At 66.4% G+C, this 20,677-nt stretch carries 20 protein-coding genes; 7 read left to right on the forward strand and 13 right to left on the reverse strand.

The annotated features are described in order from the left end of the window. Nucleotides 1–60: 60 nt before the first annotated feature. On the reverse strand, nt 61–1,413 hold the full coding sequence (gene miaB / locus Q8T13_03845) for a tRNA (N6-isopentenyl adenosine(37)-C2)-methylthiotransferase MiaB (protein ID MDP3716881.1): 1,353 nt from the start codon (nt 1,411–1,413) through the stop codon (nt 61–63). Further along, nucleotides 1,410–3,104 carry a DNA repair protein RecN gene (gene recN / locus Q8T13_03850; protein MDP3716882.1) on the reverse strand — a complete coding sequence of 565 codons (1,695 nt, stop codon included), beginning with the start codon at nt 3,102–3,104 and terminating at the stop codon, nt 1,410–1,412. The genes miaB and recN overlap by 4 nt, the downstream gene beginning before the upstream one ends. Nucleotides 3,105–3,255: 151 nt before the next feature. Here recN and Q8T13_03855 point away from each other — a divergent pair, with 151 nt between their 5' ends. From Q8T13_03855 to Q8T13_03885, 7 genes are all read left to right on the forward strand, one after another. Beyond that, nucleotides 3,256–4,011 carry a MotA/TolQ/ExbB proton channel family protein gene (locus tag Q8T13_03855; protein MDP3716883.1) on the forward strand — a complete coding sequence of 252 codons (756 nt, stop codon included), beginning with the start codon at nt 3,256–3,258 and terminating at the stop codon, nt 4,009–4,011. Beyond that, the gene (locus Q8T13_03860) at nt 4,012–4,470 is read left to right on the forward strand and encodes a biopolymer transporter ExbD (protein ID MDP3716884.1); all 459 of its coding nucleotides are present in this window, start codon (nt 4,012–4,014) and stop codon (nt 4,468–4,470) included. A 3-nt stretch (nt 4,471–4,473) separates the two neighbouring features. Continuing rightward, nucleotides 4,474–5,241, forward strand: a complete 768-nt coding sequence (locus Q8T13_03865) for a TonB C-terminal domain-containing protein (protein MDP3716885.1) — start codon at nt 4,474–4,476, stop codon at nt 5,239–5,241. 15 nt (nt 5,242–5,256) lie between these two features. Continuing rightward, complete coding sequence (gene tolB / locus Q8T13_03870) at nt 5,257–6,627, forward strand: Tol-Pal system beta propeller repeat protein TolB (GenBank protein MDP3716886.1); 1,371 nt, start codon at nt 5,257–5,259, stop codon at nt 6,625–6,627. 61 nt (nt 6,628–6,688) lie between these two features. Then, nucleotides 6,689–7,261 (forward strand): peptidoglycan-associated lipoprotein Pal, encoded by a 573-nt coding sequence (gene pal, locus Q8T13_03875; GenBank protein ID MDP3716887.1) that lies wholly within the window; start codon nt 6,689–6,691, stop codon nt 7,259–7,261. A 10-nt stretch (nt 7,262–7,271) separates the two neighbouring features. Next, nucleotides 7,272–8,126, forward strand: a complete 855-nt coding sequence (locus Q8T13_03880; GenBank protein MDP3716888.1) for a tetratricopeptide repeat protein — start codon at nt 7,272–7,274, stop codon at nt 8,124–8,126. 82 nt (nt 8,127–8,208) lie between these two features. Further along, the gene (locus Q8T13_03885; GenBank protein ID MDP3716889.1) at nt 8,209–8,646 is read left to right on the forward strand and encodes a single-stranded DNA-binding protein; all 438 of its coding nucleotides are present in this window, start codon (nt 8,209–8,211) and stop codon (nt 8,644–8,646) included. Between the two features lie 67 nt (nt 8,647–8,713). Here Q8T13_03885 and Q8T13_03890 read toward each other — a convergent pair whose 3' ends face one another. From Q8T13_03890 to Q8T13_03940, 11 genes are all read right to left on the reverse strand, one after another. Further along, complete coding sequence (locus tag Q8T13_03890; GenBank protein MDP3716890.1) at nt 8,714–9,070, reverse strand: cupin domain-containing protein; 357 nt, start codon at nt 9,068–9,070, stop codon at nt 8,714–8,716. Then, nucleotides 9,067–10,809 carry a phosphoenolpyruvate--protein phosphotransferase gene (ptsP, locus tag Q8T13_03895; protein ID MDP3716891.1) on the reverse strand — a complete coding sequence of 581 codons (1,743 nt, stop codon included), beginning with the start codon at nt 10,807–10,809 and terminating at the stop codon, nt 9,067–9,069. Before ptsP ends, Q8T13_03890 begins: the two co-directional genes overlap by 4 nt. Beyond that, nucleotides 10,797–11,075, reverse strand: coding sequence for an HPr family phosphocarrier protein (locus Q8T13_03900; GenBank protein MDP3716892.1), 279 nt, complete (start codon nt 11,073–11,075; stop codon nt 10,797–10,799). The genes ptsP and Q8T13_03900 overlap by 13 nt, the downstream gene beginning before the upstream one ends. Further along, nucleotides 11,072–11,527: a hypothetical protein gene (locus tag Q8T13_03905; protein MDP3716893.1), complete on the reverse strand. Its 456-nt coding sequence runs from the start codon at nt 11,525–11,527 to the stop codon at nt 11,072–11,074. The genes Q8T13_03900 and Q8T13_03905 overlap by 4 nt, the downstream gene beginning before the upstream one ends. After that, nucleotides 11,524–12,420, reverse strand: a complete 897-nt coding sequence (rapZ, locus tag Q8T13_03910) for an RNase adapter RapZ (protein MDP3716894.1) — start codon at nt 12,418–12,420, stop codon at nt 11,524–11,526. Before rapZ ends, Q8T13_03905 begins: the two co-directional genes overlap by 4 nt. Further along, nucleotides 12,417–13,430, reverse strand: a complete 1,014-nt coding sequence (gene hprK, locus Q8T13_03915; GenBank protein MDP3716895.1) for an HPr(Ser) kinase/phosphatase — start codon at nt 13,428–13,430, stop codon at nt 12,417–12,419. Before hprK ends, rapZ begins: the two co-directional genes overlap by 4 nt. A 10-nt stretch (nt 13,431–13,440) precedes the next feature. Continuing rightward, a complete protein-coding gene (gene rpoN / locus Q8T13_03920) occupies nt 13,441–14,874 on the reverse strand; it encodes an RNA polymerase factor sigma-54 (GenBank protein ID MDP3716896.1) in 1,434 nt (477 codons plus the stop codon). Nucleotides 14,875–14,891: 17 nt separating this feature from the next. Beyond that, the gene (lptB, locus tag Q8T13_03925) at nt 14,892–15,620 is read right to left on the reverse strand and encodes an LPS export ABC transporter ATP-binding protein (protein MDP3716897.1); all 729 of its coding nucleotides are present in this window, start codon (nt 15,618–15,620) and stop codon (nt 14,892–14,894) included. A gap of 12 nt (nt 15,621–15,632) precedes the next feature. Next, nucleotides 15,633–17,735 (reverse strand): LPS export ABC transporter periplasmic protein LptC, encoded by a 2,103-nt coding sequence (gene lptC / locus Q8T13_03930; GenBank protein MDP3716898.1) that lies wholly within the window; start codon nt 17,733–17,735, stop codon nt 15,633–15,635. A 233-nt stretch (nt 17,736–17,968) separates the two neighbouring features. Beyond that, on the reverse strand, nt 17,969–19,705 hold the full coding sequence (recJ, locus tag Q8T13_03935; GenBank protein ID MDP3716899.1) for a single-stranded-DNA-specific exonuclease RecJ: 1,737 nt from the start codon (nt 19,703–19,705) through the stop codon (nt 17,969–17,971). 1 nt (nt 19,706) lies between these two features. Next, nucleotides 19,707–20,663, reverse strand: coding sequence for an acetyl-CoA carboxylase carboxyltransferase subunit alpha (locus Q8T13_03940; protein ID MDP3716900.1), 957 nt, complete (start codon nt 20,661–20,663; stop codon nt 19,707–19,709). Between the last annotated feature and the right edge of the window lie 14 nt (nt 20,664–20,677).

Raw genomic sequence — 20,677 nt, forward strand, 5'->3', positions numbered from 1 at the left:
GCATCCGCTTTTGGGCGGATAGTTCTATCGATCGTCGAATGGTCCGGCTAACGCCGGACGCTACATGACCGGCTCGCCCCACACGCTGTTGGGGCCGGTACGCCGGATCGTCACGTCCACCAACCGCCCCAGCCATTCCGGCGGTCCTGGGAAATTGACCACCGTGTTGCCGCTGGTGCGGCCCGTCAGTTCCCACCCGCTTCGCCGGCTGGTCGCCTCCACCAGTACTTCATGTGTCGTGCCAATCGACCGCTGGAAGAGGTTCGACTGGATCGATCGCTGGAGCGACTGCAGCGCCACGATGCGCCGCTTCTTCTCTTCGTCCGTCACATCGTCCGGCATCCGCTTCGAGGCCAGCGTGTTCGGGCGCTCCGAATACTTGAACGAGAAGATGCTGTGGTAGCCGACCGCTTCGGTCAGGCTCATCGTCTCGTCAAAGTCGGCTGCCGTCTCTCCTGGGAAGCCAACGATCATATCGGTCGATAGCTGCACGTTCGGGATAGCCGCGCGAATGCGTGCAACCAGGTCGAGGTACTCGTCGCGCGTGTGCCGCCGCCGCATCAGTGACAGGACCCGCGACGAGCCCGACTGCACGGGAAGGTGCAGGTGTTTACACACCTTCGGCAAGTCGCGCACCGTGCCGATGAGGCGGTCGCTCGTGTGCCGCGGATGCGGGCTGGCAAACCGGATGCGGTCAATGCCCGGCACCTCGTGCACGGCCTCGAGCAGCGCCGGGAAGTCGCACGCCGGGTCGTCTGGAGCCTGGTAATGGTTCACGATTTGTCCGAGGAGTTGCACCTCGCGCCGCCCGCTGTCAGCCGCTTCTCGCACGTCAGCCAATATCTCGGCTTTAGACCGCATGCGCTCGTGCCCACGGGTATACGGCACGACACAGAAAGCGCAGAAATCGTTGCAGCCCTCGATAATGGTCACGTAGGCGCGGACCGGATCGCCCCGCCGAACCACGCCCAGCGGGAACGAGGGTTCCTCGTACGGATTCTCGATGGCGATCAGTCCTTCATTTCGCGAGCGCCCGTAGAACACCGACGGCCGCTCGTTCAGCGCCTGCGTCGCAAGCATCGGCAGCATCTTCACCTGTTGTGTGCCGACCACCAGGTTGACGACGCCCTTTGAGCGCTTGATGAGTTTGGTGCCTTCCTGTTGCGCTACGCAGCCGGCCACCACCACCAACGGGTCGCGGCCATGCTCGCGGCTCATTTCCTTGATCTCGCCCAGGCGGGTATAGAGCTTCTCTTCCGCCCGTTCGCGCACGCTGCAAGTGTTGACTACCACGAGGTCGGCATCGCGCTCAGACTCGGCCGCGTCGTAGCCCGACTGCTCGAGCAACCCGGCCATGCGCTCGGAGTCGTGCACGTTCATCTGGCAGCCGTAGGTCTCGATGAAGTATTTCATTCCAGTTTCGCTTTCGCCCGCCGCGGACTTTCGCCTTTCGCTTTCGCCGCAGTTTCACCTTTCGCCTGGGCGGTCTCGAGCAGCTCGCGGGCGCTTTCGAGCGCCTTCACCCCGGCCGCCGATCCGCCCATCATGCGGGCAACCTCCGGTACGCGATCCTCGGCGGTCAGGCGGGTGACGCTCGTCACCGTCCTGCTGCCCTGTACCCGTTTCTCGATCAGGAACTGGGTGCGGCCGCTCGCGGCGATCTGCGGCAGGTGCGTGATGCAGAGCACCTGGAACCGCTGGCCGAGCGCCGCCAGTTTGTCGCCGACCACGCTGGCCACTCGCCCGCCGATCCCGGCATCGACCTCGTCGAAGATCAGGGTCTTGCCCGCCATGCCGTCTTTGGCGCCCAGCGTCTTCAGCGCCAGCATGACCCGCGACAGTTCACCACCCGAAACAATGCGCGCCAGCGGCCGGAGCTCTTCGCCGACGTTGGGCGACAGGAAAAACTCCCCCGCGTCGATGCCGGCTGCGGTCCACTCCGTTTCCGACTCGCTGCTCGACAGCCGCACTTCGAACTTCGTCCGGGCCATCGCCAGATCGGCCAGCTCGGCTTCAAGGCTCTTGGCGAACCGCGCGGCCGCGGACCGGCGGGCCGACGATAACGCCCGGGCCTCGTCCAGGAACACCCGGCCCGCGTCCGCCAGCCGCTGCTCGATCTCGGCCAGGGTCGACTGGCCACCGGTCAGGGCCTGGAACTCGGCGGCGAGGCGGTCGCGAACGGCAATTGCCTCTTCGAGTGTCCCCCCGTGCTTCCGCTTGAGGCGCTCAATCAGGGCCAGCCGGTCCTCGACCTGCTGGAGCCGGCCTGGCGAGGCGTCGATGCCGTCGGCAAAGTCGCGGAGCGTGAACGCCAGGTCTTCGAGCTGTGCCTTGATTGCGTCGCGGGCCTCCAGGTACGGCGCGAAGCGCGGGTCGATCGCGGCCAACTCCCCCACCCGTTTCCAGACCCGGCCGAGCGTGCCGAGCGCCGCCGTCTCGGTATCGTAGAGCTCGGCGTAGCCTTCGTTGCAGAGCCGATGAATCGTGTCGGCGCTGCGCAGCAACTGGCGGTCCGCCGCCAGCGTCTCGTCTTCTCCGGCCTGGAGGCCGGCCTTCTGGAGTTCGCCCAGCTGGAACTCGACCAGGTCCAGCCGCGCGGCGCGCTCGCGGTCGTCCATGCGCAGCCGATCGAGTGCGTCGCGCCAGCCGCGGACGGTGTCGAACGCGGCGGCGACCCGGCCACGTTCCGCATCGAGACCGGCCCACGTATCGAGCAACGCCAGGTGCTGGGACGGATCGAGCAGCTGTTGATGCTCGTGCTGGCCGTGCAGTTCGACCAGGCGGTTCGCCAGGTCCTTCAGGGCCGCGGCGGTCGCGAGCGCGCCGTTGATGAAGGCGCGGCTGCGTCCCTGCGAGGTAATCTCGCGCCGGACGATCAACTCTTCCCCGTCGGCGGTCTCGAAGACGGCCTCGACGCTGGCGAGGTCCTCTCCGGTGCGGATCAGGTCCTGGGTGGCGCGGCCGCCGAGCAGCAGCCCGACAGCTTCGACGAGGATGGACTTGCCGGCCCCGGTTTCGCCGGTCAGGACATTGAACGAGTGTTCAAAATCGACCGCCACCGACTCGATGACCGCGAGGTTGCGGATGGCGAGGTAGCGGATCATGCGGGTGGTGTCTCGTGTTGCGGGAATCCTGTGGCGAGCGCAACTGCCATCGTATCATGGGTTTGACAGAATTTCACGGAGCGTGCTACGGTTGCACAGTACGGCGCTTCCCAGCGCGCATTTTCCCAATGGACCTGATTCGGAGGCTTTGTTGCCGACGCCTGGATCGTTTGTCCTGGCATTGCAACTCGAGGGCGAACTGCCGCCCACTCGAGCGGCTGCCGGGGAGTTCGCTGACCTAATCTTCGCCGCCAGCCCCGTCGTCATGGCGGTGATGGTAATCCTGCTCATCTTCTCGATCATTTCGCTGGGCATCGTCCTCCACAAGTTCTGGGCGTTCCGTGGCATCGAGAAGCAATCCACCACGTTCCTCGAGGTCTTCCGCAAGTCGGCCAAGTTCTCCGAAGTGCAGGCGGTCTGCCCTTCCCTGGCGCTCAGCCCGCTGGTCGGGATGTTCCAGGCCGGCTACGCCGAGTTGACGGCCCAGTTGCGGCAATCGCAGGGGGCGGCCAGTCCTGGAACGCCTGCGCCACGTCCTACTTTGAAGAGCATCACGGCGGTCGACCGCGCGCTGCTGCGCGCCTCGTCCATTGAAGTGGCCAAGCTCGAGAGGCGGATGACGTTTCTCGCCACCACCGCGAGCATCACGCCCTTCATCGGGCTCTTCGGAACGGTCTGGGGGATCATGACGGCGTTCATGAACATCGGCACGCAAGGCTCGACCGACCTGGCCGTGGTCAGCGGTCCGATCGCCGAGGCGCTGATTGCCACCGCGCTCGGCCTGTTCGCCGCGATCCCGGCCGTCTACTTCTACAACCACTTCACCTCGAAGGTGAAGAACTACGCGTCCGAAATGGACGACTTCGCGCTGGAGTTCCTGAACATCTCGGAAAGGAACTTCACCTAGGTGCCGAAGATCTCGACCCCGCCCGACGCCAACACCGGCCGCCGCCGCGGCCGCCGCGTGACGACGTCGCTGTCGGAGATCAACGTCGTGCCGCTGGTCGACGTCATGCTGGTGCTGCTCATCATCTTCATGGTGGCGGCGCCGATGATGCAGAAGGGGATCGAGGTCCGGCTGCCGGTCTCGCGCCGCGCCGACAAGCTGACGTCGGTGCGCCCGTACATCAGCGTGCCGCTCTCCTACCGGACCGATCAGCGGGTCTGGATCGATGAGGAGCCGGTCAATGCAGCGGTGCTTTCCGAGCGCATGCGACAGCTGATGGAAACCCGGACTGACAAGGACGTCTTCCTGCGCGGCGACGCCGGCGTCACCTTGCAGGAACTGTACGAGGTGATCGATCACCTCAAGGCCGGCGGGGTGCAGAACGTCGGCATCACGGCCCAGCCGAGGGCGGCGCGATAGGCCATGGACGCGGTCTCGGAAGTGCTGATCGCGCGCTCGGCCAAGTCCGACGGGCTGTCGTCGATGGTGGGATGGTCGGCGATGGCGCACGTGGCGCTGGTGGCGGCGGTGGCGTTCGTGCCGGGCGCCTGGTTCGGCGCGATCGAGCGGGAGCCGGAGGTGATCCTGCAGATCAGCCTCGGCGGTCCGATCGGGCCGGCCGACGGCGGCCTCGCCACCCTGGGGGGCCGAACGATCCAGCAAGTGGTGGAAACCAAGAAAGCCGTCGAACCGGTGCGACCGCCCGCGGCGCAAACCCCGGCGATGATCGAACCCACGAAGGCGCCGCCGCGCAAGACGACCCCGACCAAGACCGATGCCAAGGATCCCCGCAGCACCATTCCGACCAAAGGCGCGGAGATCCAGAAAGGCACCGCCATCGCCGAGACCGGCGCCAAGGGACAGGGCTTCGGCCTGTCGTCGGGCGCTGGCGGCAAGGGCGGGTATGTCGACGTGGTCAACTTCTGCTGTCCCGGTTACCTGGCGACGATGAAAGACCAGATCACGATGAACTGGAGCTCGAAGCAGGGTACGGTCGCCGAGACGCAAATGCGTTTCGTGGTGCAACGCGACGGGCGAATCGTGGATGTGAAAGTGGAGCGATCGAGCGGCCGGGCGGATCTCGATTACCTGGCGTCGCGTGCCCTGCAACTGGCCAAGCTGCCCCCGCTGCCAACCGAGTTCACTGGATCGGCGCTGCCGGTCTACTTATGGTTTGAGTATGTGCGGTAAACAGAGAACGTGAGCATGACGAACCGATCACTGGCGACGAAACTTTCAGGCGCGATGTTGTTGGCGGCCTCGGCGGTCCTCACCGCCCAGCAACCGGCCACCCCTCCCGCGCCGCCACAGCCACAGACCAGCGTCGAATTAAGACTGACCGGCGAATCGGGCACGCCGCCGCGGCTGGCGGTGCCCGACCTGCTGGCACTGTCGCCCGATCGCGAGACCCAGGAGGCGGCCCGTACGATCAGTGAAGTGCTGTTCGCCGACCTCGACTTCGAGCGCGAGTTCGCGTTGATTCCGCGCGACACCTACAAGTCGATCCCGGTCGCCGGCTCGATTGAGGCCGTGCCGTTCGATCGCTGGCGCGAGCTCGGCGCCGACGGCGTGATCATCGGCACCGTGCAGAAGACGCCGACCGGCATTCGCGTCGAGATGCGCCTGTACAACGTGCGCGCGCGGCAGTCGGCGTACGGCCGCGAGTACACCGGGGCCGCCGCCAACCCGCGCATCTACGCGCACACCATGGCCGACGAGTTGCACGAATCGCAGCGCCAACTGCGCGGCGTCGCGCGGACCAAGTTGACCTTCGCGTCCGATCGCAATCGCGAACCGGTGATGAACACGGTCGAGAAGCGCGACGTGAAAGAGATTTACATTGCCGACTACGACGGCGCCAACCCCCGCCGCATCACCATCAATCGCAACCTCAACGTCACGCCGAACTGGTCGCCCGACGGCCGCTCGATTGCCTACACCTCGTATCGCAGCGGCCGGCCCGACGTGTTGATCTCCAATATCTACGCCGGGACGATGGAGTCGCCCACGAAAGGCGTCGGCCAGAATTTCCTGCCGGTGTTCTCCCCCGACGGCAACCGCATCGCCTTCATGTCGACCCGTGACGGCAACAGTGAGATCTACGTGATGAACCGCGACGGCTCCAATGTCACGCGGCTCACCAACAATCCGGCCATCGACGTCACGCCGACGTGGTCGCCCACCGGGACGCAGATCGCCTTCACCTCGGAGCGGCGCGGCCGGCCGCAGATTTTTGTGGTCAATGTCGATGGCACCGGGCTGCGCCAGGTGTCCTTCGAATCGTATGCCGACCGCCCCACCTGGTCGCCCCCGCCGTACAACGAGATTGCGTTTGCCGCCCAGACCGGGCCCGGGTTCGACATCAAGATTCTCAACATCGCCAGCGGCGAGACGCGCCAGATCACGTTTGGCGAGGGCAGCAATGAGAGCCCGGCGTGGGCGCCCAACGGCCGCCACCTCGCGTTCATGTCCACGCGCGCCGGCCGCAGCCAGATCTTCACGGTCGACCGGGACGGACGCAACCTCCGGCAGATCACCAGGGATGGCAACAACCAGATGCCGCATTGGTCGCAATAAACAAATAGGGTGCCTAGGGTGCCTCGGGTGCACGGTGCGGAAGTTGCGAATGAGGTTAGTTATGAACAGACGAGCACAGTCGTTGATGGTGATGGTGGTTCTTCTCTCGGTGGTGGTTGGTGCGTGTTCGAAGAAGACGCCGCCGGTGGCGCGGCCCATGCCGCCTCCCGCGACGGCCAATACGGCCCCGCCGGCGCCGCCGCCGCCGCCCAGCCCGGTGGCCGAGCCGGTGCCGGTGCCGCCCATGCCGATGGAAGACACCATTGGCTCGAAGTCGCTCGACGACCTCAACCGCGATTCGCCATTGAAGCCGCTGTTTTTCGTCCTCGACAGCTCTGAGGTGGACGCCGAGGGCCAGGTCGTGTTGCAGGCCAACGCGGCCGTGCTAAAGCAGTTCCCCACGTGGCAGATCACCATTGAAGGCCACTGCGACGAGCGCGGAACGGCTGAGTACAACCTCGCCCTTGGCGAGCGCCGTGCCCTGGCGGCGCGCACCTACCTGGTCTCGCTCGGCATCCCGGCTGACATGGTCAGGACCGTCAGTTACGGCAAGGAGTTTCCCTTTGACCCCGGTCACGACGATGCGGCGTGGTCGAAGAATCGGCGGGCGCATTTCGTGATTACGGCAAAGTAAGATGGGTCGTATGACTCGACGACTGCAAGCTGGCATTCTGGCCCTCCTTGCCGCCCTCGCCTGCGCCGCCCCGGCCACGGCCCAGTCGCGCCGCGAAATGCAGATGATGGCCGACATCCGCATGCTGCAGGAACAGACGCAGCAACTGCAGCAGCAGCTGCAGGCGGCGCTCGACGCGCTCGGCGCGCAGCTGACGGCCATTTCGTCGCGCGTTGACGAACAGGCCGGGGCGACCCGCAAGTCGTTCGCCGATCAGAAGCTGGCGGTCGACCAGTTCGGCACCGACCTGCGCATCGTTCGCGAGCGCATTGACGAAAGCAACGTGCGCATCACCAGCCTGTCGCAGGAAGTGGAGGCGCTGCGCCTGGCGATGCCCGACATGGCCATGGCCGCGCCGGCCGTGCCGGTGGATCCCAGTGCCCCGCCGAGCGACGTGCAGGCGCCGCTGACGCCGGCGCCGCCGATGACGATGGCGCCCGGGATGTCGCCGCAACGGCTGTTCAGCACCGCGCTGGCCGACTTCACCGCCGGCCAGTGGACGCTGTGCGTGGACGGGTTCAATACCTATCTCAGGAGCTTTGCCCGCACCGACAATGCCGACGACGCGCAGTGGTATATCGGCGACTGCTACTACTCGGACGGCAAGTTCGCGGAGGCGATCGACGCGTATAATCGGGTGATCACCGTCTACCCGAAGGGCGACCGGGTGCCCGACGCCTATTACAAGATGGGCCTGGCGCTCGCCGCGACCAAGCAACCGGATCGGGCGCGCGAGGCGTACGAGAACCTGCTCAAGCTGTACCCCGACTCGGAATTGGCGGGACTGGCCAAGCAGCGGCTGGCGGCGATGGCCCGGGCCAAGTAGGCCATCCGGCGATGATCAGTAAGTGACGTGACCTCGACGACAGCGATCGAAGCGCGATTGTGAGTGAGAAAGGCGAGCAGACATGGGCAGCGTGAACAAGGTGATCCTGGTGGGCAATCTCGGCAAGGATGCCGAAGTGCGCGTCACACCGGGCGGACAGTCAGTGGCCAGCTTCAGCATTGCCACCACCGAGAACTGGACGTCGAAGGAAGGCGAGAAGAAGGAACAGACCGAGTGGCACCGCATTGTGCTCTGGGGCAAGACGGCTGATTCGCTGCAGCCGTACCTGGTCAAGGGCAAGCAGATCTATCTCGAGGGCCGCTTGCAGACACGCCAGTGGGAGAAGGAAGGCCAGAAGCACTACACCACCGAGGTCAAGGCCGACAAGATCGTGCTGCTTGGCGGTGGTGGCGGCGGCAGCCGCGGCGGCGATCGCCAGGTGGAGCGCGGCGGTGACAGCGGCTACCAGGATCCCATGCGCGATCCCGCCCCCGTCACCGACGACGACATCCCGTTCTAGACGGGAGTCGGGAACCGGGAACCGGGAGTCGATCGACTCCCGACTCCCGACTCCCGGCAAGTATCAGCTAGGTCCCTTTCCTCCCGTACCGATCTTCCAGCCTGACGACATCGTCCGTCTCGGGGGTCGAGACTTCCAGCACATCCGAGTCTTCGATCGCCGTCATGCGATGCACGGTCGGCGGCGTCACGTGCACGGCTTCGCCCGGACCCATCTCGGTGGCGACCAGCTGGCCGTCCACTTCCCGCTCGAACAGGATTCGGCCCGACCACACGAAAATCGTCTCGTCCTTCTTGTTGTGGTACTGCAGGCTGAGGGCGTGGCCCTTGTTGATGTGGATCTGCTTGCCGACGTAGCGGTCGGTGCGCGCCCACCACAGTTCGTATCCCCACGGTTTTTCGACGCGATGCAACGGTTCACTCACGACAACGGACTCCTTTGAATGGCCGACGCGGCCAGGGCGTCGAACAGGTACTGCTCAATCTCGGCCGCGGTCGCCAACCGCAGCGCGTGGCCGGCCAAACGGCGCGCATCGGCGGCGCTCGTCTCGGCAATGACCTGGCGGACAATCGGGATGGCGCCCGGCGTCATGCTGAACTCGGTCAGGCCGAGGCCCACCAGCAACCCGACCAGCGCCGGGTCCGACGCCATCTCGCCACAAAGCGACACCGGGATCCGGTGGCGCGCGGCGGCTCGCCGGACGGTCCGGATCAGCCGCAGCACCGCCGGATGCAGCGGCTCGTAGAGGTCCGACACCCGATCGTCGGTGCGGTCCACCGCGAGGCAGAACTGGATCAGGTCGTTGGTGCCGATCGTGAAGAAATCGACCTCCGGCGCCAGCAGGTCGGCGGCAAGGGCCGCCGAGGGCACCTCGATCATCGCGCCGACCTTGATCTGCGTCGGGTCGATCCGGCTAAAGCCGGATACGACATCCGCAAGAATCTTGCGGGCGTCGCGCACCTCTTCGACCGCGGTCACGAACGGGAACATGATCCGCAACGGCCCGTGCGCCGAGGCGCGGACCAGCGCGCGCAGCTGCGTGCGCAGCACCTCCGGATACGCCAGGCCCAGGCGCAGGCCGCGCAGGCCGGGACGGGTGCGGCGGCGTTCCGGTCCGCGGCCAGGTCCGGCAAACTGACGCTCGTCGAGGTCGAACGTGCGAATGGTCACCGGGCGCGGTGCAACCTGTTCGATCAGGCTGCGATAGAGCGCGTACTGATCCTCCTCGGTCACGCTCGCAATCGGGCGGCCCGACAACATGAACTCCGACCGGTACAGGCCGACGCCTTCGGCGCCGTGCTCGTTCAGGAACGGCAGGTCCTCGAGCAGCTCGATGTTGGCCTCGAGACGGATGCGCACGCCGTCGGTGGTCGAGACCGGCCCGGAATCGCCTGCGGTCTGCCCGCGGCGGCGCGGCCGGGTGGCCCGCCGATGTGCCTCGTCGATCTGATCGGGCGTCGGGGCGACGATCAACTCCCCCGTCGTGCCGTCGAGCACCACCGGCGTGCCGGCGGGGATGCGCAGCGACGCGTCGTGCAGGCCGACAATGGCCGGCACCTTCAGCGAGCGCGCCAGGATGGCGGTGTGATAGGTGCGGCTGCCCGCGTCGGTGGCAAACGCCTGCACACGCGACCAGTCGAGCTGCGCGGCGACCGACGCGGTCAGCTCGTCGGCGATCAGCACGGACGGCCCGTCCACCTGGCTCAGCAACTCCTTCGGTCCCTTGGCGCCATGGCGCAAGTTGAGCCGCAACCGGCCGGCGACGTCAGCGACGTCGTTCTCGCGCTCGCGCAGGTACGGATCCTCCATCGACATGAAGACGTGGTACAGCTCTTCGTACGCGCGATGCACCGCCCACGCCGCGTTGACCCGCTCGGTGCGGATGATCGTCTCGGCCCGCCCCACCAGCATGGGGTCGTCGAGCATCAGCAGCTGGGCGTCGAACAGCGCCGCCAGCTCGCTGCCCGGGCCGTGCTCGACCCGCGACTTGATGTCCTGGAGCTGCTGCTGCGAGGCCGCCTGCGCGCGCCACAGGGCCGCGACTTCCTGGTCGACCCGCTCCGGCGGAATCGGGAACCGCATGACCTCGGTGCGCTGGGTCAGGACCACCGCGCGGCCGAGCACCACGCCGGGTGACACGCCAATCCCGGTCAGGCGTTCCACAGCTCTTCTCCAAATCCGCCCTCGACCAGGCGGCACAATGCATCTGCCGCCTCGGCCTCGTCGGCGCCGTCAGCGGTAATGACGATGCTCGCGCCGGGCGCGGCGGCGAGCAACAAAATCCCCATGATGCTCTTGCCGTCCATCGTCCGGCCCTCGCGCGAGACGCGGACTTGCGACATAAAGCGGGTCGCCAGGTGCACGAACTTCGCCGCGGCCCGGGCGTGCAGACCCAGGCGGTTGCGAATCACGCACTCGCGCGTGGTCATTCGGTCGGACCGTCGCCACTGGCGCCAGGCGCACCCGCCGCACCTGCCCCACCTGCTCCTGTAAGCAGGTCGGACGCCACCCAGATCGCGTTGCGGCCGTGCTCGCGCAGCATCCGCGCCACCTCGGTCAGGTGCGGGCCGTCGGGCAGGTTCGCGGCCTTGATCAACATGGGCAGGTTGACGCCAGTGACGATTTCAACGGCGTCCTCCTTCAGGAACGTGATGCCGAGATTCGAGGGCGTGCCGCCGAACATGTCGGTGGCCAGCAGCACCCCGCCCGGCTGCTGGACGCGCGCGATCGCGGCCGCGATGGCGTCGCGGGCGTCCTGCACGTCTTCGTGCCAGCCGATCGACACCGCCGCGAAATGCGGCAGGTCGCCGACGATGGTTTCGGCGGCGTTGACCAGTTCGGTGGCCAGCTGCCCGTGCGTGACAACGACAACTCCAATCATCGCGGGCCTTTCGCCAGGTCGCGGTGCGCGACGCGCGCCGAGACGCCCTTCACATCCGACAGTTCACGCTTCAAAGCTTCGGCGATGTAGACCGACCGGTGCCGGCCGCCGGTGCAGCCAACGGCGACGGTGAGGTACGACTTCCCTTCCTGCACGTACAGCGGCACCATCCAGCGCAGCAGCGCCGACAGCCGCTTGACGGTCGCGCGCGCGACCGGCTGCCGGCGAATGTAGGCGGCGACCGCCGGGTCGCGGCCGGTCTGCGACCTGAGCGCCGGCACCCAATACGGGTTCTTCAGGAAGCGGACGTCGAACACCAGGTCGGCTTCGGCCGGCGGGCCGTTCTGGAAGCCGAAGCTGAGGAAGGTCAGCACCAGCTTCGATGCCTGCTTCTGCCCCGACACCAGCTCGCGCAGCTGTTGCCGTAACTCGTGCACGTTCAGCTTGGAGGTGTCGACGACCTTGTCGGCCATGGCGCGAATGGTGCGCAGCGAGGCGCGCTCTTCCCTCAGGCCTTCGGTGATGGGACGATCGGGCGCCAGCGGGTGCGGGCGCCGGGTTTCGCTGAAACGACGCACCAGCTCGGCGTGACCGGCCTCCAGGAAGATCAGCTTGGTGCGCAGGAGCTTGTTGGTCTTCAGCTGGCGGTAGACGCGCGGGAAGTCGCTGACGAAACGCGATTCGCGCACGTCCATCACGACCGCGACCCGGTTGTGTTCGCTCTGCCGTTCGCTGAGCTCGGCCATCACCGGCAGCAGCGACACCGGCAGGTTGTCGACACAGTAGTAACCGAGATCCTCGAGGGCGCGAATCGCCTGCGACTTGCCCGATCCGGACAAGCCGGTCAACACGATAAATCGCGCCCAACTCAAGGGCAAGCGCGCTTTGCTCACAGCTCTTCGTCCTCTTCCAGGTGCTTGGGTGCAGAAGTGCTGAGGTGCTGGGGTGCTGAGGTGCTCGGGCTCAGCAACCCGGCATCGAGGCGCTCCACCAGCTGGCGGGCGGCATTGATGCCGCGCATGCGCAGCAGCTGGTTGCGGGCCGCGACCTCCACCAGGATAGCCAGGTTGCGGCCGGGCGCCACCGGCATGCGAATCAACGGCACCTTCAGGCCGATCAGCTCGTACCACGCGTCGTCCAGGCCCAGGCGATCGTACTCGCGGTCGGGGCCCCACCGGTCGAGCTGCACGACGAGCTCGACCCGCTTCGAGGTGCGCGTCGAGGCCACCCCAAACAGGTCGCGAATGTTGATCAGGCCGAGACCGCGCACTTCCATGTGGTGGCGGGTCAACTCAGGGCAGGCGCCGATCACGAAGGAGTCGGCCCGGCGGCGCACTTCGACGGTGTCGTCGGCGACCAGGCGATGGCCGCGCACCACCAGGTCGAGCGCGCACTCGCTCTTGCCGATGCCGCTGTCGCCAACGATTAAGACACCCAGGCCGAGGATGTCGAGCAGCACGCCGTGGATGATCTCGCGCGCCGCCAGCCGGTCCTCGAGAATGGCGGTCAACTTGCCGATCGCGGTCGCCGTCGGCACCGGCGTGCGCAGCACCGGGACGCCGGCCCGGTCGCCGGCCAACACCACCTCGGGTGGCAACTCGGCACCCCCCGTGATCAGCAGGCACGGCAGCGAGTCGTTGAAGCATTTGGCCAGCGCCTGCCGGCGGTCGCCGGGCGCCATGTTCTCGAGGAACCGCACTTCGCTGTCACCGAACAGCAGGATGCGGCCAGGCTGCAGGTACTCGTGGAAGCCCGCGAGCGCCAGACCGGTCTTCTGGATGTAGGGGCTGGTAATGTGCCGCTCGAGCCCGTCGGCGCCGGCCAACAGGTCGATGGTCAAGCCGACCGACTCGGGCCGCGCGTCGAGCAGGCCGCCGACGGTGATGGCCGGGGTGATCGACATCGTCTTGCGGTTAGAACATTACCTTCCGCTGATTGGAGGTGGGAATCTTCAGTTCTTCGCGGTACTTCGCAATCGTCCGCCGCGCCAGCATGAGCCCTTCGCGCTGCAGGATGTTCACGATCTTCGAGTCGCTGAGCGGCTTCTTCGGATCTTCGCTCTCGATGATCTTCTTGATCCGGTTCTTGATCGTCACCGAAGACACGGCGTCGCCGTACGAGCTGCTGATGCCGCTGTGGAAGAAGTACTTCATCTCGAACACGCCCTGCGGCGTGTGCATGTACTTGTTCGTGACGACGCGGCTGACCGTCGATTCGTGCATGCCGATGTCGTTGGCCACGTCGCGCAGGACCAGCGGGCGCAGGTGCTCGATGCCGTGATCGAGGAAGTCGCGCTGGAACGTGCAGATGCTGGTCGCCACCTTGTGGATGGTCTTCTGCCGCTGCTCGACCGACTTGATCAGCCACAGCGCCGAGCGGAACTTGTCCTTCACGTAGGCGCGTGTCTCGTCGCTGTTCTCGGCGGCGCCCTTGTCGAGCAGCCGGCGGTAGGTCGGGCTGATGCGGAGTTGCGGCAGGCCGTCCTCGTTCAGTACCGCGACGTACTGATCCTCGACCTTGATGATGTAGACGTCGGGAATCACGTACTGCGACGGTTGCGGGTTGAAGCGGCTGCCCGGCTTCGGGTCGAGGTGCTGAATGATCTCGACGTGGCCCTTGAGCTCCTCGATGGTCAGCCCCAGCTTGCGCGCCAGGTCCGGCATCTGGTGGTTGTGCAGCAGGCGCAAGTGCTCGGAGACAATCTTCTCGGTGGGCGTGCCCTCGAGGTGCAAGTGCTTGATCTGCAGCGTGAGGCATTCCTGCAGGTCGCGCGCGGCGACGCCGATCGGGTCGAAGCTCTGGATCAGGAGCAGGGCCCGCTCGACTTCGTCGATCGGCCAGGGCCCCATCGACGCGATTTCGTCCACCGACGCCACCAGGTAGCCGTCGTCATCCAGGTTGCCGATGATGGCTTCGCCGATCTCGCGAATCGCCTCGGCTTCGGTCTGCAACGACAGCTGCCATTCGAGGTGGTCGGTCAATGATGAGCTGGTCGAGAGCGTGTTCTCGATCGGCGGCAGTTCCTTGACCTCCTGCGGCGCGCGCGGGCGGTAGCCATCGTCCAGGTAGTCGCCGAAGAAATACTCGTAATCGGCGTCGTCCCAGGAATCGGTCTTGTCGGCCTGGGCCTTGGCCTCGGCTTCCTTCTCGACGGCCGGTGCGGTGTCCGCCGCCTGCAGGTCTTCGGTCGGGATCTCCTCGAGCAGGGGGTTTTCCACGACTTCCTGGTTCAGGAGGTCGGCAAGTTCCAATGTCGACATTGGCAGAAGCTTGATCGCCTGTTGCAACGAAGGCGTAAGGATCAGCTTCTGTGCGAGCTTGGTTTGGAGCTTCTGCTGAATGCCCATATCCGGCTCTTACAATCTTAGTCCAGCCGGAAATCGGCCCCGAGGTAAATCCGACGGACCTCTTCATCAGCGGCCAGTGCCGCCGGCGTCCCACTCCGGAAAATCGCGCCGTCCGTGACGATGTAGGCGCGGTCGGTGATCTTCAGGGTCTGCAGCACGTTGTGGTCGGTGATCAGGATGCCAATGCCGCGGTCGCGGAGGTGGAAGATGATTTTCTGGATCTCGGTAACGGCAATGGGGTCGATGCCGGCGAACGGCTCGTCCAGCAGGATGAATCGCGGGTTCATGACCAGCGCCCGCGTGATCTCGGCGCGCCGCCGCTCGCCGCCCGACAGGGTGTAGGCCGGCGAGTTGGCCAGCGGCGTCAGGCCCAGCTCGGCCAGCAGTTCGCGCAGCCGCGCGCGGCGCTCTGACGCATCGAGGTCGAGCGTCTCCAGGATCGCCAGGATGTTCTGCTCGACCGTGAGGCCGCGGAAGATCGACGCCTCCTGCGGCAGGTAGCCGATGCCCTTGCGCGCCCGCACGTACATCGCGTCACCGGTGACGTCCTTGCCGTCGAGCGTGACGCGGCCCGAGTCGGGCGAGGTCAGGCCGACCGTCATGTAGAAAGTGGTCGTCTTGCCGGCCCCGTTGGGCCCCAGCAGCCCGACCACTTCGCCTGAGTTCACCTCGAGGCTCACGCCGCGCACGACCGTGCGGCCGCCGTAGGTCTTGGTGAGTTCGTGTGTGCTGAGGGTCGAGGCCATTAATGGGGGGCGCTACTTGGGGGATATCGGGACACACTTGCCGCCGCCCTTGGTTTGCGAGCGGACTTCGTCATTACCGTCGAGTTGGACTTTATCGGACGCCCTGAAGAAGGTCAACGTCTTGCCGCTCATCTCCTGGCACTCGGCGTCGATCATCGTGACCGGCGCCCCGGTGACCACGTATTTCTCTTCGGCCGGCTCGTACGACAGCCGCGCGCCGGTGACCGTGCGCTTGTCGACAATGGCGGTCACCTTCTCGGTGGCGTCGAGGCGTCCCACGCTGTTCTCGCCGGCCGCGAGGACGATCTCGATCTTCTCGGCGCGCAGGTTCCCGCTCTCGCCATCGAGGGTCGCCGCAGTCTGGTAAACCGCGCGCCGCGCCTGGTCGGTATAGGTGAAGGATCCGCCTCGACCGATCGTCGTCGGCGTCGGTGCGCCGGCCTCGGCGTCCTTGCGGACGATGGCCAGGGTGGTGATCACCTTGCCGACCGCCGTGAGGTCGCCCTTGCTCTCGTCGATGGTCAGAGCGTCGGCGTTGATCTGAGTCTGGCCCTGCAGCAGCCGCGCCTGTCCCTTGTACTCGCCGCGGCGCAGCGCCTCGTCGTAGGTCAGCGACTCGGCGATGATGTGCACCGGCTCCTTGTCACCGAGCAGTCCTGGCCGCTTCGCCGCAGTCGCGCCGCCGACGGGCTTGCCTGGGGATAGCAGGACGCTTCTCACCTTGCCGGCCGCCACCATCTTGCGTGGATTGAGCGTCACGTTGATGGTTTCCGCGTCGATGGTCAGCGCGTCGGTCTTGATCTGCGGGTCGGCGTTGCCCTGCTTGCCGCTGAGCGCCAGCGTCCCGGCCTGGATCCGGTAGCGGGCCTGGTTGCTGGTGGCCGTGAGCGGGCCATCGGTGAAATGGAAGGCTCCGGTAAACGTGGCGTCCTGCAACGAGCCGGCCGCCGGGTCCAGTTGCGCATCCAGGTTCTGCGCGCGCGCGACCCGTGCGCCCTGCGTCTTCGAGGCGGCCTCGGTGTAGTTCACGCCTTCGCCGAACTTCATCACCGACAGGCCCTGCGCGCCGCCGGTTGCTGTCAGCACGTTGGCGAGAATGGTGCGCGCCGCCGTGTCACGCGTGGCGGGCAGCGTGACGTTGACGTTCTGTCGCGATGACAGCTGCTTGACGCTGCCGTCCGGCGCGAGGGCGACGTCGAGGAACTCGCCACTCAGTCGCTGCCCGGCCGCGCCACCGTTGCCGGCCAGCTGGATCTGGCTCTGCCCCGCCAGCGTCGCCTGCTGCAGCGTCCGCCCGTCGTCGCCGTAGTCCAGGTTCATGTCGCGCGCCGACATCGACTGCAGTGCGCCCATGCCTGGACCGCCGCTGACTTGTGAATTGCCGCGCAACTCGATCAGGTCCGGCTCGTCGCGATCGGCAAACAGGTGGACCATGGCCTCGGTGGCCTCGATGATCTGGCCGCCGCGATCCATGCGCATGTTCCGCTCGAAGCGCATGTAGCGATCGGTGCGGGCAAACCCGAAGGCGCCGGCGGTGACATCCATCGGCCCGCTGTCGCTGCTGGGCGCGACATGAATGACCGCCTGGTCGAGCAGCCACAGCGTATTGCGCTGTTCGTCGAACGTGAACCCGATGCCCGTGCCGGACATGCGGCCGCGGGTGAAGCGCACCGGCCCGGGCGCCTTCACGATCTTCTCGGTATCGGAGTACGTGGCGGCTTCGGCAAACGCGGTCAGGCCGTCGGTGGTCTCGAGCTTGACGTCGCCCTTGAGGTCGTAGCTGGCCTGGTCCTTGCCGACGCGCGCTTCCTGGCCGGTGATGGTGTAACTGCGGCCGGCGCGGTTGTCGACCGTCACCTTCACGCTAACCAGCTTGGTCTCGCCCGTGTCGTAGGTGACCTGGCTCTCGAATTCGATGCGGGCGTCCTGGCGCGAGCCCTTGAGCTGGATCACGTCCCCGCCGCGCGTCTCGATGGTCGCCTTCGGATCGAGCCGCTCGATCTGCGGCGGTGCGACCCGGGCCTGGCGCGGCCGCAGGGTGTAACCGACCACGCCAATCACGCCGATGGCGACGACCGCCAGGACGAGTTGCGCGCGTTTCTGCCAGGAAGCCACGCCTCCGATTGTACCAGCCGCAGATCCAAGAAACAGCCGCCGATTGCTTTGGATCCCACGTTCTTACCTGGCGGTGTTCGCGATCCTGTCGACGGCATCAGTTGCGGCCTCGTACCTCCCGGCCTGGCGCGTGGCCCGCATCAATGTCGTGGAGGCGCTTCGGCAGGAGTGATCGGTGTCTGATCGGTGTCTGATCGGTGTCTAGTCGGTGTCTAGTCGGTGTTAATCGGTGTTTAATCTGTGGCTGTTTTGGAATCCGCGGCCCGGAAGTCCTCTAACCTGAGTTCCACGTACTTCTCACCGCGGAACTCGTTCTCTTCGACGGTATAGGCGATCTCGACGCCGTCCTTCTGGGCCGTGAGCTTCGGCTCGCGCTCGGCGGCGTTCCACTGGATGGCGCGCAGCACGCGGCCCTCCTGCTTCACGCTCATTTTCAGGTGGCGCTCCTTCAGGATCCGCGGCCCGTCGACGACGGCGACCGGTCCGGTGTGAAAGCGGGGCTTGGGATTGCTGGGGCCAAAGGGCGCGAGGGCAGCGAACTCGCTCATCACGCGGTCGTTCAGCTCGTTCAGCTTGAGCGGGCCGTCGAGCCACAGGCGCGGCCGCAGGTCGTCCGGACCCAGGCAGTTGCTGGCAAACGCGTTCACCGCCTGGCGGAACTCCTTGAGGCGGGACGCCTCGAACTGCAACCCCGCGGCCTGCTTGTGACCACCGAAGCGAGTCAGCAGTCCGGCGCACGATTCAAGCGCCCCCAGCATGTCGAAGCCCGGAATGCTGCGGCACGATCCATGAGCGATGCCGTCTTCAATCGACAGCACGATCGCGGGACGATAGAACGCATCGACCAGCTTCGACGCGACAATGCCGATCACGCCGCGGTGCCAGCCCTCCCCCGCCACCACCAGCACGCTCTGCGCGCCGACATCGGGATCCGACTCGACAATCGTCTTGGCCTTGGCCAGGATGTCCTGGTCCTCGGTGCGGCGGCGCGTGTTCTCGGCCTCGAGCTGGGCCGCCAGCGCCTTCGCCTCTTCCCCCATCGCATCGTCCGACGCCAGGAGCAGCCGCGTGGCGATGTCGGGGGTGCTCATGCGGCCGGCGGCGTTGATGCGCGGCGCCACCATGAAGCCAATATGGTACGCGTCGATGGTCTTGCCGGTCAGGCCCGCGGCCTCGAGCAGCGCGCGCAGGCCCACCTTGTGCGGGCCCTTCGTCAACATCTGCAAACCCAGTTTGGCGATGATTCGGTTCTCGCCCACGAGCGGGACGACGTCGGCAAGCGTGCCGATGGCGGCGATCTTCACGAACGCCGGCAGCCACGCCGACTTGCCGGTGCGGTGGCAGAGCGCCTGTACCAGCTTGAGGGCGACGCCGACGCCGGCCAGGTTCTTGTCGGGGTAAGTGCAATCGTGGCGCTTCGGGTTGACGACGGCGAAGCAGTCGGGCAGGTCGGTGTCCGGCTCATGGTGGTCGGTGATGATCAGGTCCACGCCGAGGGCACGGGCGCGCCGGGCGGCCTCGGCGCCGCGGATGCCGCAGTCCACCGACACGATTAGCTTCACGCCTTCGGCGTGCAGGCGATCGATCGTGTTGGGCTGCAGGCCGTAGCCGTCGGTCAGCCGTTCGGGAATGAAGTGGCCAACGTCGGCGCCCAGCAACTCGAGGGCGCGGCGCAGAATGACGGTCGAGGTGATGCCATCGACGTCGTAGTCGCCGTGGACGGCGATGCGCTCCTTCGCGGCAATGGCGGCGAGCAGCCGGTCGGCCGCCTTGCCGACATCCGTCAGGCGGAACGGGTCGAGGAGTTGATCGAGGGACGGCTTCAGAAAGCGCGACGCCTCGTCCGGATCGGTGAGGCCGCGGATGGCCAGGAGGCGCGCCGTGATGGGCGACAAGCCGAGCGTGCGCGCCAGTTCGGCGGCCTGCGCCTCGTCGTGAGGACGCGTGTTCCAGATTGGAGGGACCGCCACGTTACGCGTCGATGATCCCGACGGATCCCATCTTGCGGAACTTCGCGTAGCGCTGGTCGAGACGTTCCTGGACGCCAAGCGCCGAGACCTCGGCCAGCGACCGCTGCAAGGCCACGTCGAGCAGCGCCGCCGCCTGCTGCGGGTCGGTGTGCGCGCCGCCGACGGGCTCGAGCACGATCTCGTCGATAATCTCCAGCTGCAACAGGTCCGGCGCGGTGATCTTGAGCGCCTCGGCCGCCTCGACCTTCTTGGCCGAGTCGCGCCACAAGATCGCGGCGCAGCCTTCGGGCGGGATCACGCTGTAGATCGCGAACTCGTGCATCAGGATGCGATCGCCGACGGCAATGCCGAGCGCGCCGCCGCTGCCGCCCTCGCCGTGCACGATCACGATCACCGGGACCTCGAGCATCGCCATCTCACGCAGGTTGAGGGCAATGGCCTCGGCCACGCCTCGTTCCTCGGACTCGATGCCGGGATAGGCGGCGGGGGTGTCGACGAAGCAGACGATCGGCCGGCCGAACTTCTGCGCCAGTTCCATGGTGCGCAGCGCCTTGCGGTAGCCGTCGGGCCGGGCGTAGCCGAAGTTGCGGTAGATCTTCTGCTTGGTGTCGCTGCCCTTCTGGTGGCCGACCACCATCACGGGCGCGCCCTTGTAGAACGCCGTTCCGGTGACAATGGCATGGTCGTCGGCGAACCGGCGATCGCCGTGCAGCTCGACGAAGTCGGTGAACAGGCGCTCGACGTAGTCGAGCGTGGTCGGCCGGCCCGGGTGTCGCGCGACCTGGACCCGCTGCCACGGGGTCAGGTTCTTGTAGAGCTCCCCGCGGATGGCGCTGACGCGCGCCTCGAGCCGCGCGATTTCGCGGTCGCGGTCCTCACTGATCGCCAGCGTCGATAACGCCTCGATCTCCTTCAGCAGGACGGCAATCGGTTCTTCGAATTCGAGCAGATCGGGCATATTCAGGGATCAGG

The organism is Acidobacteriota bacterium (assembly GCA_030697165.1).
Taxonomy (GTDB): Bacteria; Acidobacteriota; Vicinamibacteria; order Vicinamibacterales; family UBA2999; genus 12-FULL-67-14b.

Coding starts and splice junctions, on each gene's coding strand:
- miaB (MDP3716881.1), bottom strand. CDS start 1,413: ATGAAATACTTCATCGAGACCTACGGCTGCCAGATGAACGTGCACGAC.
- recN (MDP3716882.1), bottom strand. CDS start 3,104: ATGATCCGCTACCTCGCCATCCGCAACCTCGCGGTCATCGAGTCGGTG.
- Q8T13_03865 (MDP3716885.1), top strand. CDS start 4,474: ATGGACGCGGTCTCGGAAGTGCTGATCGCGCGCTCGGCCAAGTCCGAC.
- tolB (MDP3716886.1), top strand. CDS start 5,257: ATGACGAACCGATCACTGGCGACGAAACTTTCAGGCGCGATGTTGTTG.
- pal (MDP3716887.1), top strand. CDS start 6,689: ATGAACAGACGAGCACAGTCGTTGATGGTGATGGTGGTTCTTCTCTCG.
- Q8T13_03880 (MDP3716888.1), top strand. CDS start 7,272: ATGACTCGACGACTGCAAGCTGGCATTCTGGCCCTCCTTGCCGCCCTC.
- Q8T13_03885 (MDP3716889.1), top strand. CDS start 8,209: ATGGGCAGCGTGAACAAGGTGATCCTGGTGGGCAATCTCGGCAAGGAT.
- Q8T13_03900 (MDP3716892.1), bottom strand. CDS start 11,075: ATGACCACGCGCGAGTGCGTGATTCGCAACCGCCTGGGTCTGCACGCC.
- Q8T13_03905 (MDP3716893.1), bottom strand. CDS start 11,527: ATGATTGGAGTTGTCGTTGTCACGCACGGGCAGCTGGCCACCGAACTG.
- hprK (MDP3716895.1), bottom strand. CDS start 13,430: ATGTCGATCACCCCGGCCATCACCGTCGGCGGCCTGCTCGACGCGCGG.
- rpoN (MDP3716896.1), bottom strand. CDS start 14,874: ATGGGCATTCAGCAGAAGCTCCAAACCAAGCTCGCACAGAAGCTGATC.
- lptB (MDP3716897.1), bottom strand. CDS start 15,620: ATGGCCTCGACCCTCAGCACACACGAACTCACCAAGACCTACGGCGGC.
- Q8T13_03940 (MDP3716900.1), bottom strand. CDS start 20,663: ATGCCCGATCTGCTCGAATTCGAAGAACCGATTGCCGTCCTGCTGAAG.